Origin of the sequence: Guyparkeria sp. TX1 (assembly GCF_046523965.1) — a bacterium.
Classification (GTDB): domain Bacteria; phylum Pseudomonadota; class Gammaproteobacteria; order Halothiobacillales; family Halothiobacillaceae; genus Guyparkeria.
Genome location: NZ_CP144142.1, coordinates 962,912 through 979,295, shown reverse-complemented (window position 1 = coordinate 979,295; position 16,384 = coordinate 962,912). Strand labels below are relative to the sequence as shown.

The 16,384-nt window shown below is 64.1% G+C and carries 16 protein-coding genes; 5 read left to right on the top strand and 11 right to left on the bottom strand.

What is annotated here, in order from left to right:
* Positions 1 to 48 precede the first annotated feature (48 nt).
* The 8 genes from VWP12_RS04575 to VWP12_RS04540 all read right to left on the bottom strand — a co-directional run bounded on the left by VWP12_RS04575 (position 49) and on the right by VWP12_RS04540 (position 7,958).
* The gene (locus VWP12_RS04575) at positions 49 to 849 is read right to left on the bottom strand and encodes a FixH family protein (RefSeq protein ID WP_410474805.1); all 801 of its coding nucleotides are present in this window, start codon (positions 847 to 849) and stop codon (positions 49 to 51) included.
* A 69-nt stretch (positions 850 to 918) separates the two neighbouring features.
* Positions 919 to 2,343 carry a cytochrome c oxidase accessory protein CcoG gene (gene ccoG, locus VWP12_RS04570; protein WP_410474804.1) on the bottom strand — a complete coding sequence of 475 codons (1,425 nt, stop codon included), beginning with the start codon at positions 2,341 to 2,343 and terminating at the stop codon, positions 919 to 921.
* Positions 2,344 to 2,688: 345 nt separating this feature from the next.
* The gene (gene ccoP, locus VWP12_RS04565) at positions 2,689 to 3,612 is read right to left on the bottom strand and encodes a cytochrome-c oxidase, cbb3-type subunit III (RefSeq protein WP_410474803.1); all 924 of its coding nucleotides are present in this window, start codon (positions 3,610 to 3,612) and stop codon (positions 2,689 to 2,691) included.
* Positions 3,590 to 3,823 (bottom strand): cbb3-type cytochrome oxidase subunit 3, encoded by a 234-nt coding sequence (locus VWP12_RS04560; protein WP_410474802.1) that lies wholly within the window; start codon positions 3,821 to 3,823, stop codon positions 3,590 to 3,592. The genes ccoP and VWP12_RS04560 overlap by 23 nt, the downstream gene beginning before the upstream one ends.
* Before the next feature lie 31 nt (positions 3,824 to 3,854).
* Positions 3,855 to 4,589, bottom strand: a complete 735-nt coding sequence (gene ccoO, locus VWP12_RS04555; protein WP_410474801.1) for a cytochrome-c oxidase, cbb3-type subunit II — start codon at positions 4,587 to 4,589, stop codon at positions 3,855 to 3,857.
* Positions 4,590 to 4,607: 18 nt separating this feature from the next.
* Positions 4,608 to 6,068 carry a cytochrome-c oxidase, cbb3-type subunit I gene (gene ccoN, locus VWP12_RS04550; RefSeq protein ID WP_410474800.1) on the bottom strand — a complete coding sequence of 487 codons (1,461 nt, stop codon included), beginning with the start codon at positions 6,066 to 6,068 and terminating at the stop codon, positions 4,608 to 4,610.
* A gap of 248 nt (positions 6,069 to 6,316) precedes the next feature.
* Positions 6,317 to 7,165 carry a malonyl-ACP O-methyltransferase BioC gene (bioC, locus tag VWP12_RS04545; protein WP_410474799.1) on the bottom strand — a complete coding sequence of 283 codons (849 nt, stop codon included), beginning with the start codon at positions 7,163 to 7,165 and terminating at the stop codon, positions 6,317 to 6,319.
* A gap of 79 nt (positions 7,166 to 7,244) precedes the next feature.
* Entirely contained in the window at positions 7,245 to 7,958 is a 714-nt protein-coding gene (locus tag VWP12_RS04540; RefSeq protein ID WP_410474798.1) for an alpha/beta fold hydrolase, read from the bottom strand.
* Positions 7,959 to 8,041: 83 nt separating this feature from the next.
* Here VWP12_RS04540 and plsY point away from each other — a divergent pair, with 83 nt between their 5' ends.
* Positions 8,042 to 8,707, top strand: coding sequence for a glycerol-3-phosphate 1-O-acyltransferase PlsY (gene plsY, locus VWP12_RS04535; protein ID WP_410474797.1), 666 nt, complete (start codon positions 8,042 to 8,044; stop codon positions 8,705 to 8,707).
* Here plsY and tsaD read toward each other — a convergent pair.
* Positions 8,697 to 9,737, bottom strand: coding sequence for a tRNA (adenosine(37)-N6)-threonylcarbamoyltransferase complex transferase subunit TsaD (gene tsaD / locus VWP12_RS04530; RefSeq protein WP_125199565.1), 1,041 nt, complete (start codon positions 9,735 to 9,737; stop codon positions 8,697 to 8,699). The two genes, plsY and tsaD, sit on opposite strands and share 11 nt — an antisense overlap.
* 170 nt (positions 9,738 to 9,907) lie before the next feature.
* Between tsaD and rpsU the strand changes: the two genes are divergently transcribed.
* The 4 genes from rpsU to hemE all read left to right on the top strand — a co-directional run bounded on the left by rpsU (position 9,908) and on the right by hemE (position 13,167).
* Positions 9,908 to 10,123 carry a 30S ribosomal protein S21 gene (gene rpsU / locus VWP12_RS04525; protein ID WP_125199564.1) on the top strand — a complete coding sequence of 72 codons (216 nt, stop codon included), beginning with the start codon at positions 9,908 to 9,910 and terminating at the stop codon, positions 10,121 to 10,123.
* 25 nt (positions 10,124 to 10,148) lie between these two features.
* Positions 10,149 to 10,598: a GatB/YqeY domain-containing protein gene (locus tag VWP12_RS04520; RefSeq protein WP_410474796.1), complete on the top strand. Its 450-nt coding sequence runs from the start codon at positions 10,149 to 10,151 to the stop codon at positions 10,596 to 10,598.
* An 89-nt stretch (positions 10,599 to 10,687) separates the two neighbouring features.
* Positions 10,688 to 12,097 carry an FAD-dependent oxidoreductase gene (locus VWP12_RS04515; protein WP_410474795.1) on the top strand — a complete coding sequence of 470 codons (1,410 nt, stop codon included), beginning with the start codon at positions 10,688 to 10,690 and terminating at the stop codon, positions 12,095 to 12,097.
* Between the two features lie 5 nt (positions 12,098 to 12,102).
* Positions 12,103 to 13,167, top strand: coding sequence for a uroporphyrinogen decarboxylase (gene hemE, locus VWP12_RS04510; RefSeq protein ID WP_410474794.1), 1,065 nt, complete (start codon positions 12,103 to 12,105; stop codon positions 13,165 to 13,167).
* A gap of 126 nt (positions 13,168 to 13,293) precedes the next feature.
* Here the strand turns inward: hemE and VWP12_RS04505 are convergent, their stop codons facing one another.
* The gene (locus VWP12_RS04505) at positions 13,294 to 13,896 is read right to left on the bottom strand and encodes a hypothetical protein (RefSeq protein WP_410474793.1); all 603 of its coding nucleotides are present in this window, start codon (positions 13,894 to 13,896) and stop codon (positions 13,294 to 13,296) included.
* Positions 13,897 to 13,949: 53 nt separating this feature from the next.
* Entirely contained in the window at positions 13,950 to 16,283 is a 2,334-nt protein-coding gene (locus VWP12_RS04500) for a penicillin-binding protein 1A (RefSeq protein WP_410474792.1), read from the bottom strand.
* Between the last annotated feature and the right edge of the window lie 101 nt (positions 16,284 to 16,384).

Here is a 16,384-nt window from a genome sequence, read left to right as displayed (position 1 = left end):
GGATCGGCCGTCATCGTGCGAACAGGCGCATCAGGCGGTCACCGGGGATCAGGAGCCAGCCACGTCGGTTGAGCCCCGCAGCTGGTGGCGATCCTCGCCGCGACGAATCTCGACAATGACCTCCCAGCGCCCGGGCCGGGTCGGTGTCGCCGAGGCCTCGTATACCCCCGGCTCGACCTCGCTCATGCCCTCGACGAAATCCAGCCCCTGGCTCGACGGACGCAGGAAGTGCGTCTCGACCGACGCCCCAGTGACCGGCTCGCCGTTGCGGTCGAGCACCTGGACACGGAACGGAGTCGACTGATCGACCACCGGCTCGCCAACCCAGCCGCGGCGAATCTGCCAGCCGCGTTCGGACTGCTCCTCGCGGGCCGCGTCATAGGCCTCGAAGGCCCGTACCTTTTCCTGGTAGTCGTGGGCGACCGTGCCAGGGAAATAGGAGGTGGCCACCGGACCGCCCTGCGGCTCGGGAAGAATCTGGCGCGCCACGTTTTCACTCAGGCCGGTGGTCGCGATGGTCAGGAAGATCGAGTCGAGCAGGATGATCACGGCGAAGAAGGCAATGATGGTCGCCGGACCGCCGTGAAAGGCCATCTTGTGCGAGTCGGCATGCTTCGGCGGCGAGATCAGGCCGAGGATGAATGCGGTCATCACCAGGATCGCCGCCACCATTGCCACGACATCCAGCCCCGGCCAGTTGATGATGGCGTAGGGGGCATAGGCGGCCAGCGCCAGCACGCCCAGGATGAAGGCGATCTGGCGACCGGCCGAGGGAAAACGCCAGCGCAGCAGGAAGAAAAGGATCGGAATGATGGTCATGCCGAGCCCGGCAGGCAGCAATACAGCCATGGTCAGGAATCCGGTTGGGTGTTGGCCCCGCCCGCCGTCCGGAACGACGCGGGCAAAGGGCGGTGACGATCAGCGGTAAACGAAGCTGGCATCGTGCTCCAGTGGCTCGATGCGTCCGTTCTGTTCGGTCAGGATGAATTGTATCTCGCGACGCTCCCACTGGACATCCCGCGGGGCACGAACATGCACCAGGTACTTGCGTGACTCGTCGGCGGGCACATCCAGCGAGCCGAAATCCCCCACCACGCTCACGCGAGCCTCGGGCAGTCCCTCGACGGCCAGCTTGAAATCGAGCGGTTCCTGCAGCTTGTTGTTGATCTTGACGTTGTAGTTGTTCTGGATATCGCCGCTGGAAAGCACGGTGAACAGCGGCTGGCGCACCTGCTGGACACTCAGGTCGGCTGGCGCCCGGGCGAATATACCGTAGAGCAACAGGACAGTGGCCGCCAAGGTGGCGATGCCGTAACCGATGGTGCGGAACTTGAGCAGGTTGGGCTTCTCACCGGTGTCGAGCTCCATCTCCGAAGCGTAGCGGATCAGGCCGGTCGGCCAGCCACGCCTGCTCATGATCTGGTCACAGGCATCGATGCACAGCCCGCAGGAAATGCACTCGAGCTGGAGCCCGTCACGAATGTCGATCCCCGTGGGGCAGACTTGCACACAGAGCTTGCAGTCGATGCAGTCGCCGACACCCTGGGCATGCCGCTCCTCGAGCGTCATCAGGCCCTGCTTGAGCGGTGCACGGCCGGCCTCGCCCTCACCGCGCTTGACGTCGTAGGAAACCACCAGAGTTTCCTTGTCGAACATCACGCTCTGAAAGCGGGCATAGGGGCACATGTAGATGCACACCTGCTCACGCGCGAAGCCGGCGAAGATTAGCGTCGTGCCGGTGAGGATCCCGGTGGTGATGTAGGCCGCGCTCGCCGCATCGAGCGTAAAGAAGTTGACGAACAGCTGCGGCGCGTCGGCCCAGTAGGAGGTAAAGGTAAAGCCGGTCCAGAACGCGATCAGCGTCCAAATGACCACCGTCAGCCCCTTCTTGGCGATCTTCTCCCCGTTCCAGGACTGCTTTTCGAGTCGCATGCGCTTGTTGCGATCACCCTGCACCAGCGCCTCGACCTTCATGAACACGTCGGTCCACAGGGTCTGGAAACAGAAATACCCACAGAATGCCCGGCCAACCAGGCCGGTCACGAAGAACAGCAGCCACGCCGCCAGGATCAGGAAACCTGCCAGCAGGAACATGTCCTGCGGATGAATGACCAGGTCGAACAGGTAATAGCGACGCGATGGAATATCGAACATGACGGCCTGATCCGGCCCGACACCCCGCTCCCAGCGCACCCACGGCAACAGGAAGAACACCCCGTAGGCCACCAACAGGACGATGTCCTTGAACCGGCGGAACCGGCCGTGAATCGCCTTGGGGTGGATCGGCTCGCGGGCCTGATACAGGGTGTCAGCCGGGTAGCTCGGGTCGTCGTGCTGAGCCATCTGTCGGTCTCCGAATGGATGCGCGGGGGAATATCTTATCCCCCATAGGGTTTTTCTCTAAACCCAAGATAAACACCCGGACATCCGACCCCAAATCGACGGCACTCCCTGCCCCGAGCCCGTCCAGAGGGAGTCGACCTACGTTGGCGGCGCCGACAATCAGCCACCCGACGAGCCGATGAGCAATTGGCGGTGGTATGGGCGTTTCGGTGGGCGACCAATCACCCTGCATCGCCGTCCGCCCGACGCGGGCACGCCCCCATAGAACGCCCCCAAAACAAAAAAAGCACCGGCCAACGGCCGGTGCTTTTCAATGTGATGGTCAGCTTCAGTCGCGGTGAGCGATCAGTTGCCACCCATCTGACGGACGTAGATGGCAAGCATGCGTGCCTGGGTCTCGGTCAGACGATCACCGAAGGCCGGCATTTCGCGCTGGATGCCGTTGTTGACCACATGCTTGATTTCGTCGACCTTGCAGGCGGTGTCATCGCCACAGCCCGGCACGTCGGCAACGCCCCAGATGGCGTCGGTCAGGTTCGGCGCGCCCATGGCCTCGTTGCCCTTGCCTTCGGCGCCGTGGCAACCGGCACAGCTGGCAAAGGCCTCTTTGCCGCGGCTGGCCGCCTCGCCGCTGATCTCGGCATGGCCGGACAGGCTCAGGACGTACTTGGCCAGGTCGTCGATCTTGTCGTCGGCGACGTTCTGGGCCGGCATGTTGCCCTGGATACCGTTGTTGATCTTGTCGACGATGGTCTCGTAGGAGTTGCCGTACAACCAGGCGTTGTCAGCCAGGTTCGGGAACAGGCCGATCTTGCCCTGACCGCCGGCGCCATGACAGGCGGCACAGTAGTCACCGAAGGTGTAGTTACCCATCGACATGGCGAACTGCAGGGTATCCGGATCCTGTTCGATTTCCTCGAAGCTCATGTCCTGAACCTTGCCGACCCACTCTTCCTGGGCGAGGGCCGACGGGCTGGACTGCATGTCGCGGGTAAAGAGGGCACGGGTGTTCCAGTGCTCGCTCACGGTCTCCTCTTCACCTTGCTCATTTTCCACGGTGTACTCGACCGTGTTGATGCCCTTGGTGTAGCTGTCGCCATAGGGCCACGCCGGATAGAGGATCCAGTAGACCACCGAGAAAACGATGGTGATGTAGAACGCCCACAGCCACCAGCGAGGCAAGGGGTTGTTGTATTCGCGCAGATCGCCGTCCCAGACGTGCCCGGTGGTCTCGACCTGCCCCTGCTTATTTTCCGTTTGCTGACTCATCTTTCTTCACCTGTTGTTTCTTTTGCCGCGTAGGGTCGAGCTCGTCGTCGTCCATGAAGGGGATGTCCTTGTACGACTCAAGCCGCTGCTTGCGCTTCTTGCCGGTGTAGACGTACAGGATGATGCCGACGAACGTACTGAAGAACAGAATCAGCGCCAACGGCTTGCTGTTCTCCATGTCGCCCAACCACGCAAAGATATCGCCAATCAAGAGATCACCTCGAAGGTGGCGGTTTCAAGTATCAACGGAACTGGTTGAAGTGGCCGTCTTCATACTTGGAGAAGTCGACCATCGTGCCCAGCATCTGCAGGTAGGCCACGAGGGCGTCCATTTCGGTGATGCGGTCCGGATTGCCGTCCCAGTTCTCCGCACCGGCCTGGCTTTCCAGAACCTCGGTGGCGTTGGAGACGTGGAGCTTCTCGGCCATCTCGGCACCGAACTGCTCGACGTTGGCGTCGTACTCTTCCTGGCTCTGCGAGTACGGCACGCCGACACGCTTGAGTGCGACCATGCGGTTCTCGATCTGGCTGTAGTCCAAGTCATCCTCCAGCAGCCACGGGTAGCCCGGCATGATGGACTCCGGCACCAGCGACTTCGGATCGACCAGGTGCTGGGTCTGCCACTCGTTGGAGTACTTGCCACCGACGCGAGCCAGGTCCGGACCGGTGCGCTTGGAGCCCCACTGGAACGGATGGTCGTACTGCGACTCGGCGGCCAGCGAGTAGTGACCGTAGCGCAGCTGCTCGTCACGGAACGGACGGATCATTTGCGAGTGACAGGTGTAGCACCCCTCACGGACGTAGATGTCCCGACCACGCAGTTCCAGCGGGGTGTAGGGACGGACACCGTCCACTTCCTCGACCGTCTCCTCGATGTGGAACAACGGGACGATTTCGACCAGCCCCCCGATGCTGATGACCGCCAGGGTAAGGACGATCAGCAGGCCGGAGTTGATTTCAATGCTTTCGTGTTTCATTCACCTAACCTCAATCCTTTAGCGTGCGGCGGCAGCCACGGCGGCGTCGCGGGCTTCATCGGATGCCGGCTGACGGGCACCCGAGATCGTCTTGTAGATGTTGTACGACATCAGCAGCATGCCCGTCAGGAAGAAGGCACCACCGATGGCACGTACCACATACGGGATGTGCAGGAACGAGACGGTCTCGATGAAGGTGTAGGCCAGGTTGCCGTACTGGTCGAAGGCACGCAGCATCAGGCCTTGACCGATACCGGCGACCCACAGGGCGACGATGTAGAGCACCACGCCGATGGTGGCCAGCCAGAAGTGGACGAACACCAGCTTGGTCGAGTACAGCGTCGTACCCCAGAGCCGCGGGATCAGGTGATAGAACGAGCCGATGGTGATCATCGCGACCCAGCCCAGCGCACCGGAGTGAACGTGGCCGACGGTCCAGTCGGTGTAGTGCGACAGGGCGTTAACCGACTTGAGCGACATCATCGGACCTTCGAAGGTCGACATGCCGTAGAAGGCCAGCGCGGTGATCAAGAACAGCATGATCGGATCCGTGCGCAGCTTCTCCCAGGCACCCGAGAGGGTCATGATGCCGTTGATCATGCCGCCCCAGGAGGGGAGGAGCAGCAGGATGGAGAAGGTCGCGGCCAGGGTGGAAACCCAGTCCGGCAGCGCGGTCCAGTGCAGGTGGTGGGCGCCGACCCACATGTAGAGGAACGACAGCGCCCAGAAGTGCACGATCGACAGACGGTAGGAGTAGATCGGGCGACCGGCCTGCTTGGGCACGAAGTAGTACATCATGCCGAGGAAGGCGGCTGTCAGGAAGAAGCCGACGGCGTTGTGGCCGTACCACCACTGCGTCATCGCGTCCTGTACGCCGGCAAACAGCGAGTAGGACTCCAGGCTGAACAGGGAAACCGGCACGGCCAGGTTGTTGAAGATGTGCAGCAGCGCGGTGGCGAGGATGAACGCCATGAAGAACCAGTTGGCCACGTAGATGTGCGGCTGGCTGCGCTTGACCAGGGTCATGGCGTAGACGGCAAAGTAGATTACCCAGACCACGGTGATCAGCAGATCGATCGGCCAGACGAACTCGGCGTACTCACGGCCCTGCGTGTAGCCGGCCATGTAGGTGATCACGCCCAGAACCAGTGCCAGCTGCCAGCCCCAGAAGGTCAGCTCGGGCAGCAGCTTGCCACCCCAGAGGCGCGCCTGACAGGTGCGCTGCACGATGTAGTAGGACGTCGCGAACAACGCACTGCCACCAAAGCCGAAGATCACCAGCGTCGTGTGCACGGGGCGCAGACGACCAAAGGTGATCTCGGCGATATTGAAGTTCAAAAACGGCCATGCCAGCTCACTGGCAATATAGACACCGGCAAGCATCCCCAACACGCCCCAAATCATGGCCATGATGGCGAATTTCTTGACGATGCCGTAATTGTACTGCTCGGTAGCTACCGGCACTGCATTGGTGGACATCGTGACCCCTCCAGACTTTTAGGTTCATCCCGGCCGCGGCGGCCAGACCCTTTTTCTCGGGCGGCAATCATAATCGAATCCCCTGCCGACAAAAACCTATGAATTTACTAACTTACTCGGCCGAAACGCGCCCGCAGAACGCGCTTTCAAGCAGTTAGCGGCCATTTCGCCCGCCTATAAGCAAAGCTGATTGCTCAACGCGTAAGTTTTATCTGTTGCAAAAACGCCACAGGCGGCATGGCGCGCTCTCAGCCGGCCGCCACGATGCCATGCGCCCCATCGGCCATCGGCGAGACCCCCGTCCCCCACGCCAGGCCGTAGACGATCTCGTAACTCAGGGGGATGCAACCGTCGACCGCCTGGGCAGCCAGTGCCTCCCGGAACCGCCGCCAGGCCTTGGGGCCGGTCATCCCGGCGGCCCGCCCAGCCTGGGTATTACCGACCCCGACCCCCCGCAGATCGGCCAGCAGGGCATCGACCGTGGGGTAAGTAACCGTGACCGTCTCGCGGTCCATCACCGGATCGGCCAGCATCGCCGAGACCAGCGCGTCACCGAGGTCGTGCATGTCGAGAAACTGGTGCACATGGGGAGTCGGGTCGACCTCCGCCCAGGCGCGCCGGATTTCCTGAAGACTGTCCGGCCCCAGCGTGGTGAAGACAAAAGGGGCGCCCGAGGCGCTCACCCGGGCCACTTCGCCGAACAGGGCTGCGGGCCGATCGCTCCACTGCACGGCAAAATTGGAGACCACCACGTCCATGCTGCCGCCGGCGAACGGCAAGGCATGCATGTCGGCGGCGACCGCCGCCCGGTGCGGCGACCACCAGCGGCGTCGGGGCAGGTGGTGCAGCATACGGTCGGCCAGGTCGAGCCCCACCACGTCCGCATGCGGGTAGCGCTCGCGCATGGCGCGCACCATCTGCCCTGTCCCCGATCCCAGGTCGAGAATCCGTTGCGGATCGAGCTTCAACCAACCGAACCGCTCATCAAGGCGGCGTCCGATCTCGTGCTGGACGGCCGCATGCCGGTCGTAGTCGGCCGCCGCGCGGTTGAAACGATCACGGACGCGGCGCAGGTCGAAGGAGGGCAAGGCAGACATATCTAGTAGAGAGTCACTCACGGTTGACTTGTGTATGGAGCGCAGCGGATCGGAAGGGATGCTTGGGAAAGCGCGTCGCTCAACGCGCTGAACGGGCACCCGGATCATCGGCGAGCGGGCGAACCAATGAGCGCGCCAGGGAGGCCGCATGGTCGAGCCACTCGGCGTGCCCACCCTGCTCGAACCGATGCACATGCACATGAGCCGGCAGCTCGAGATGCTTCGGCCAGTCGACGGGCACCAGCGGGTCGTCGGGCGCCAGCCAGATGTCGACGGGCACTTCGATGGAGACAAGCTGGCTCCGAAGGTCCAGTCGGGCCAGCCAGTCGAGCCCCTCAGTGGCGGCCAGCTGCGCGCTCGGGGCAGGCTCGTTCGGGAGATCAAAACGACGCCGAAAGGCGGCGGCGGCCGCGACAGGCTGCCGCCCCGCCGCTCGCCGCAAGCCCTGCCAATCGCCGAGACTCACTCCGGGCCAGCCATCCTCCGCCAGGAAACGCGGCGTGGCCTGGATCAACACCAGCCGCGCGGGCCGAATACGGCCCCGACGCACGGCCTCGAGCAGCAACGAGCCACCCAACGACCAGCCGACCCAGACCGCCGGGCCCAAGCCCGGCACCGCGCGTTCTTCTTGACCCCGGCCAAGCCAGTCGGACGAAAACGTCGACCAGTCAAAGGCCACCACCTCATCACCGGGCAGCTGGCGCACCAGCGGATCAAACACCGTTGCCGGAAAGGACCAGCCGGCGACCAGCCCGACCGAGGCGGGCCTGGCGGAGAGGTCATCGAGCATCATGCATCACCCTCGCGCCCCGGCACCGCATATTCAGCCACCCATCGAGTCGCCGTGGTTTGCGGGCAAGCCGGCGGACCGTGATAATGACGCTCCCATTCAAACCCCGGATTCAGCAATTGACTGCCCTCGACTGGCCCCTTCTGCTCATCATCGCCGTCGCCGCCTACCTGGTCGGCTCATTGTCCACCGGGGTAATCACGGCACGCCTGCTGGGATTGCCGGACCCGCGCTCGGCCGGCTCGGGCAATCCGGGCGCGACCAACGTCCTGCGCCTGGGCGGCAAGAAGGCGGCCATTGTCACGTTAGTCGGCGATCTCCTCAAGGGCCTGATTCCGGTCATCGTCGCCGGAATCGCCGTCGATGACGCCTCGCGAGACGCGGCGATGGGCACAGCCGGCCTGTTCGCCTTCCTCGGGCATCTTTATCCGGTGTTCTTCGGTTTCAAGGGTGGCAAGGGCGTGGCGACCGCCGCTGGCGCGATCCTCGCCATGGCGCCACTGATCGGGCTGGTCGCCATCGTTGGCTGGCTGAGCACGGCCTGGGCGACACGCTATTCCTCGTTGTCCGCCTTGTTTGCCGCGGTGGTAGCAGCGACCCTGGCCACCTTCCTCGCACCACCGTTCATCGCCCTGGCGATCTCGCTGATGTCCCTGCTGCTCATCCTGCGCCACCACGGCAATATCCGCCGGTTGGTGCGCGGCGAGGAGCCGCGCATCGGCGAGAAATCCGAGTCGTCGATCAAGGAGTGACGGGCACCGCGGAGTCGAGCATACGGGGCAATTCGAGCTCGGCCAGTGGCCAGCGGGCCCGCACGCGAAAGCCCGGCAGGGCGTCGCGCTCGCCGGCGGCGAGCCGACGATACCCCGCCAACGCGATCATGGCCGCGTTGTCGGTGCACAACTCGATCGCGGGGAAATGCACCGCCCCACCCCGCTCGGCCATCATCTCGACCAGTCGCTGACGCAGGGGACGATTGGCCGCCACCCCACCGGCGACCACCAGCCGATCCAGCCCGGTTTGATCCAGCGCCCGCGTGAGCTTGATCACCAGGGTGTCGATCACCGTCCGCTCGAACGAGGCCGCGACGTCCTCGTGGGCATGACCGGCGGCAATGGCGTTGGCTACCGCAGTTTTCAGCCCACTGAAGCTCAAGTCCAGGCCGGGACGATTGACCATCGGCCGGGTGAACGGCACCGCGGTCGGGTCACCCTGCTCGGCCAGTCGCGACAGGGCCGCGCCACCAGGGTAGCCCAGCCCCATCAGCTTGGCCGACTTGTCGAACGCTTCGCCGATCGCATCGTCGATGCTCTCTCCCAGCAGCCGGTAGTCACCCACCTCGCGCACCTCGATCAGCTGGCTGTGACCGCCGGACACCAACAAGGCGAGAAAAGGGAATGCCGGCGGATCATCGCCCAGCAACGGCGCCAGAATATGCCCTTCCAGGTGATTGACGCCGAGCGCTGGCACCCGGCGACTGGCGGCAATACCCTTGGCAAACGCCGCCCCCGTCATCAAGGCCCCGGCCAGACCCGGGCCGGCGGTGTAGGCGACCGCATCGATGGCGTCATATCCAACACCCGCATCCGTGAGCGTCGCTCGGGTCAGACTGGGCAGGCGCCGCATGTGATCGCGGGCGGCGAGCTCCGGCACCACCCCGCCATACTCGGCATGCACGTCCGTCTGGGAATGGACACGGTGGGCCAGCAACTTACCGCTGCGGCCATCGAACAGGGCCACGGCGGTCTCGTCACAGGAACTCTCGATTGCCAATACGCGCACGCGCGAAACTCCTCACCACTTTTGTTTGTAATACCGAGGGCGCCGCCTACGCCGGCATTTGCCTCTTGCACACCTCGGGCAACGCTTTATACTACAACACCTTTTATTTTGGGCCGCGTGGGTCCGAAGCCAAACATTTCAGTTTCAAATCAACGAGGTGGAACGCATTCATGCCTTCTGTACGTGTTCGGGAAAATGAGCCTTTCGAGGTAGCAGTTCGTCGTTTCAAGCGCTCTTGCGAGAAAGCCGGCATCATCAGCGAGATGCGCGAGCGTGAGTACTACGAAAAGCCGACGGCCGCCCGCAAGCGCAAGGCTGCCGCCGCCGTGAAGCGCAACCAGAAGCGCCTCTCGAAGGAACAAGCGCGTCGCGTTCGCCTGTACTGATCGCACTTGTGACGGCGACTACCGCATGAGCACGATCAAGGCGCGTCTGACCGCCGACATGAAGACGACCATGAAGAGCGGCGACAAGCCGCGTCTGGCCACCATCCGCATGCTGATCGCCGCGATCAAGCAGCGGGAGATCGATGAGCGCCGGGAGGTCTCGGAAGACGAGGCCATGGCGATCCTGACCAAGCAGGCCAAGCAGCGCCGCGAGTCGATCGCCCAGTACGAGTCCGCCGGCCGCGACGACCTGAAGGCCGTCGAGGAAGCCGAACTCGCGATCATCGAGACCTACCTACCTCAGCCGCTGTCCCCCGAGGAAATCGAGGCCGCGGTGGCCGAGATCATCGCCGCCGAGCAGGCCACCGACCTGAGCCAGATGGGGGCCGTGATGAAGACGGCCCGCGAACGCCTGGCCGGCCGTGCCGACATGGCCGCCGTCAGCCAGGCCGTTCGCTCCCGCCTCTCGGCCTGAGCCACGGGGATCGCCCCGGGCCGCGGTCCGCCCAGCCGGACCCCTCCCGGGCGCCGCGTTGATCCGAACCATCAATTCGAGAACGAGCCATGGGCGAGACTTTCCAGTTCCTGAACGTGCCGCGACGCGACCCGGAGACCACTCCTGCCGAGGAACGCGTCCAACAGTTCAACGAAATCTACGGGCAATTCACCCCGGATCACGCGGCTGAGCAGTCCGACCGCTGCCTCGAGTGCGGCAATCCGTACTGCGAGTGGAAGTGCCCGGTCCACAACTACATCCCCAACTGGCTCAAGCTGATCGCCGAGGGCAACCTGCTCGAGGCCGCGGAGATGGCCCACAAGACCAATTCCCTGCCGGAAGTCTGCGGTCGGGTCTGCCCGCAGGACCGCCTCTGCGAGGGCGCCTGCACCCTGAACGACGGCTTCGGCGCGGTCACCATCGGCTCGGTGGAGAAGTACATCGCCGACGAGGCCTTCAAGATGGGCTGGCGTCCGGACATGTCCGACGTCGTGCCCACCGATAAGCGCGTTGCGGTGATCGGCGCCGGCCCGGCCGGCCTGGGTTGCGCCGACATCCTGGCACGCCACGGCGTCAAGGCGGTGGTTTTCGACCGCCACCCGCAGATCGGCGGCCTGATCACCTTCGGCATTCCCTCGTTCAAGCTCGAGAAGCACGTGATGGAAACCCGTCGCGAGATCTTCGAGGGCATGGGCATCGAATTCCGCCTCAACACCGAGGTTGGCAAGGACATTTCCATCGATGACATCCTCGGCGAGTTCGACGCGGTGTTCATGGGCATGGGCGCCTACAACGCCATGCAGGGCGGCTTCCCGGGCGAGGATCTCGAAGGCGTACACGCCTCGCTACCCTTCCTGATCGGCAACACCAATCACCTGCTCGATTTTGGTGGCGACTACCCCTACATCAGCGTCAAGGACAAGCGCGTGGTTGTCCTGGGCGGCGGCGACACGGCGATGGACTGCACCCGCACCTCGCTGCGCCAGGGTGCGGCCAAGGTGACCACCGTCTACCGTCGCGACGAAGACAACATGCCGGGCTCGCGCCGCGAGGTGAAGAACGCCCGCGAGGAAGGTGCCCACTTCCGCTTTAACCTGCAACCGGTCGAGGTGCTCGGCGAAGGTGGCCAGGTGACCGGCGTGAAGTTCGTCGAGACACGCCTGGGCGAGCCGGACGAGCGCGGTCGCCGCCGGCCGGTGGCCATCGAGGGCTCCGAGCAGGTGATCGAGGCCGATGCCGTGCTGATCGCCTTCGGCTTCCGCCCCTCCCCGGCCGACTGGTTCGAACCGCAGAAGATCGAGCTCGATGCCAGCGGTCGCGTGATGGTCCACAAGGATCAGAACGCGCCCGCCTTCCAGACCAGCAACCCCAAGATCTTTGCCGGCGGCGACATGGTGCGTGGCGCAGATCTCGTGGTCACCGCCGTCTACGAGGGGCGCAACGCGGCCTTCGGCATTCTCGACTACCTGGACGTATAAGCTTCATGACCGCTCCGCTGCAGAACGACCGCCTGCTACGTGCGCTGGCCCGCCAGCCCGTCGACCGCACCCCGATCTGGATCATGCGTCAGGCAGGTCGTTACCTGCCGGAATACCGCGCGACGCGTCAGCGCGCTGGCAGCTTCATGGATCTCTGCCGTTCGGCGGAGCTGGCCTGCGAGGTCACCCTCCAGCCGCTGGAGCGCTATGATCTCGACGCGGCCATCCTGTTCTCCGACATCCTGACCATCCCCGATGCCATGGGGCTGGGGCTGAAGTTCGTCGCCGGCGAAGGTCCGGTGTTCGAACGCCCGGTGCGCTCGGCGGCTGACATCGCCCGCCTGCCGAAGCCGGACATGGGATCGGATCTCGGTTACGTGATGAACGCCGTGTCGACCATCCGCAAGGCACTGGACGGGCGCGTGCCGCTGATTGGATTCACCGGCAGCCCGTGGACGCTGGCGACCTACATGGTCGAGGGTGGCGGCACCAAGGACTTCGCCAAGGTCAAGGGACTGGTCTACAGCGACCCGAAGGCAGCACACGACCTGCTCGGTCGGCTTGCCGACGCGGTGACCGACTACCTCAACGCCCAGATCGAAGCCGGCGCCCAGTCGCTGATGGTGTTCGATACCTGGGGCGGCGTGCTCGCTCCGCACGACTACCGCGACTTCTCGCTGCAGTACATGCAACGCATCGTCGACGGCCTGAACCGCGAGCGTCCGGACGGCAGCTACGTCCCGGTCACGCTGTTCACCAAGGGCGGCGGCCAGTGGGCGCACTGGATCGCGGACACCGGTGCCGATGGCATCGGCCTCGATTGGACCGTCACCTTGGACACGATCCGCAACCGCGTCGGTGACCGCGTCGCCCTGCAGGGCAACCTCGATCCGAGCGTGCTCTACGCCCCCGACGAGGTGATCGAGCGTGAGGTGGCCCGCATCCTCAAGGAATTCGGCCCCCACCCGGGGCATGTCTTCAATCTTGGTCATGGCATCCATCAGCACGTCAATCCGGACAAGGTCAAGGTGCTCGTCGACGCGGTCCACCGCCTGAGTGCCCGCGACTGACCAGGACGTCGCTCCAGCCAAACCAGAAACGCCCCCGGCTTACCCGGGGGCGTTTTTATTGACTCGGTAGTGCGTCGACAGCCGCCATGCAATAGGCAGGATTGCCGTCAGCCCGACCCTCGACCTTCAGTGGGTGTCCACCGCCCCCTCTTGCATGAGCGCCTCGACCTGTCGCCGAGACGCACGCCGTAACTTGGCCCCGCCGGGCACCAGCGGCGTCTCGCGGAGTCGCTCCTCGGGAAAGACCTCCAGCACGATGTGATCGTCGCCGGCCCCAAAGGCGAATACCGACACCCGTTCGTGGCGGCCGTCGGGGTATTGATAGCTGGTCTCGGATTCCTCGAACGGGATATCGTGACCGAGCAGGCATTCGATCACCCGCTCGGGGGTCGAGGCGAACAGCTGCAACACAATGGGGGAATAGTCATCGGCCGTGCCAGTGAGCACGTCGCCCACCAACCGCGGCCGGAACTCGGCAAAAAAGGTCATCGCCTCGAGCGCCGCCCGGCGGAGCGTCGCCAAATGCTCTCGCTGTTCGGGACGAAAGGTCGCCTGGTACTGACCCAGTTCCAGCTCGAGCCGCTCCAGGTCCGCGGAGCGAAAGCGCGGATCTAGGGTCTCGCCCAGCTCATCCGCGGCGACGCGCAATGAATCACGTCGGGATTGCCCCGGCGACTCGGCCGCATGACGCGCCGCCCGACGCAACAGTTCCAGTGAAGCCGGACCCATGTCGCACTCTCCTCATTCGCGGGGACGGCGATCGAGGCCGCCGCCCTCAAAGGTCAGAACAGGTTGTCGATCACCTCGCGCGACGTGCCCGATTCGGCCGCCGCATCCTTTTCCGGAAGACCGGCCTGCGGGTTGGTCGAATCGAAATACTCGCGGATCGCCCCCGGGTGACCCTCCGGCACGCGTTTGCCGGTATCCGGGTCGATCCAGGCGGTCACGACCCCCTCCGGCGGTTCCTCGACATCCCCGGGCGGCGGAAGCACGTCGCGCATGAAGTCGATCCACATCGGCAGCGCCGCCTTGCCGCCGGTCTCGCGTCGGCCCAGTTCACTGTTGTCGGCAAACCCCACCCAGGCAGTGGCCACCCAGCCGGGCCCGAAGCCGGTGAACCAGGCGTCGCGCTGGTCGTTGGTGGTGCCGGTCTTCCCGCCGATGTCCTCTCGCTCCAGCGCCCGCCAGGCACGCACCCCGGTACCCTCTCGGACCACGCCCCTGAGCCCTGAACGCATCAGGAAGGCGTTCTGCGCCGAAATCACGCGCGGGGCCAGGCTCGGGTCGGCCGTGTCAACCGGGCAGTCGTCGCAGCGACTGACCGCCGGGTGCGAATCGATCACGCCATCGTCCGGATTATCCACCTCGGTGACCAGGAACGGGCTGACGCGATAGCCACCATTGGCAAACACGGCAAAGCCGGCGACCTGATCCAGTGGGGTCAGGGTGTAGCTGCCCAACGCCATCGACAGGGTCGGCTTCCATTCCTCCACCGGCAAGCCGAAGCGCCCGGCATATTCCAGGACTGTTGAGGTGCCGACTGCCTGCGCCAGACGGATGGAAACCAGGTTCACCGAACGCGTCAATGCATCACGCATACGACGCATGCCCCCGAAACTGCGGCCGTAATTGCTCGGGCGCCAGTCAATGCCCTGACGCACGCCATCCTCCACCACCACCGGCGAGTCGTTGATCATGCTCGCCCAGGTGAATCCCTGGTCGAGGGCCGCGGAGTAGAGATAGGGCTTGAATCCCGAGCCGGGCTGGCGTTCGGCGCGGGTGACGTTATTGAACTGGCTATCGTGGAAGAAATCGAACCCCCCGACCATGGCTCGGATCGCCCCACTGGATGGGTCGAGCGCGACAAACGCCCCGGTCACTTCCGGGATTTGCGCCAGCCGATAAGCCACGCCGTCGTCGGAGTCGACCGACTCGACCCGAATCAGATCACCCCGACCCAGCACCTCGTCGACCGCCTTGGGCTTCGGCCCGCAGCGATCGGTGTCCTGGTATTCACAGGCCCAGCTCATCGAATCGAGATCCAGAACCACTTCACCGGCGTCTCGCACCAGCACACGTGCCTCGGCCGCGCCGGCCTCCAGCACCACACCCGGCAACAGCCCACCGACCCGGCTGGTGTTCGCCAACTGTTTTTCCAGCGCCTCACGATCCTCGAGCCAGTCGCTCCAGTCGGATTCCGGGCCGCGGTAACCGTGGCGCCGGTCGTAGTCGATCAGCCCCTGACGCAAAGCACGGGTCGCGGACTGCTGCGCCTCGGGGTCGATGCTCGTGTGCACGGCCAGTCCCATCTCGTAGGCTTCCTGCCCGTACTTCTCGACCAGGTCTCGCCGTGCCATTTCCGCGGCGTAAGGCGCGCGGGTCACTACCTCGGCCGAGGTATACAAGCGCCCCGGCAAGGGTTCTTCGATCGAACGTTCGAACGTCGGCTGGTCGATCAAGCCCAGCTTGAACATACGCCCCAGCACGTAGGCGCGTCGCGCCAAGGCACGTTCGGGATTACTGACGGGGTTGGTCGTCGAAGGGGCCTTAGGCAGGGCCGCCAGCATGGCTGCTTCGGCGGCCGTCAGCTCCGGCAGGTCCTTGTCAAAGTAGACCTGAGCTGCGGCCTTGACGCCATAGGCCCGGTGCCCCATGAAGATCTTGTTCAGATAAAGGGCAAGGATGTCTTCCTTGCTGAAGGCCCGCTCGATCTTCACCGCCAACAGGATCTCGTAAAGCTTGCGGGTATAGGTCTTCTCACGCCCGAGATAGAAGTTGCGTGCCACCTGCATGGTGATGGTCGAGCCGCCCTGCGACTTCTCGCCGGTACGTACCAGTTCGACGGCGGCTCGTGCCAGCCCAAGGAAATCCACCCCGATGTGCTCGAAGAAACGATCGTCCTCGGCGGCAACGAACGCATCCACAAGGACGGGCGGGAGTTGGTCGTAGGAGACCGGGAAACGACGTTGGTCGCCGAACTCCGCGATCAACCCACCCTCGCGGTCGTGGATCCGCATCGGCATCTGGTATCGCACCTCGCCCAACTCGTCGACACTGGGCAACTGGGTGTTGTAAAGATGATACAGAACACCAACGCCGGCAAGGGCCAAAATCAACCCCAATCCAACCAGATAGAAAATAATCTTGATAAGCTTCATTCGAATAGAGAGAAAAAAGGCCCAGTGCCTGTTGTTGCGAGCACGCAGCAGCGCCGTTG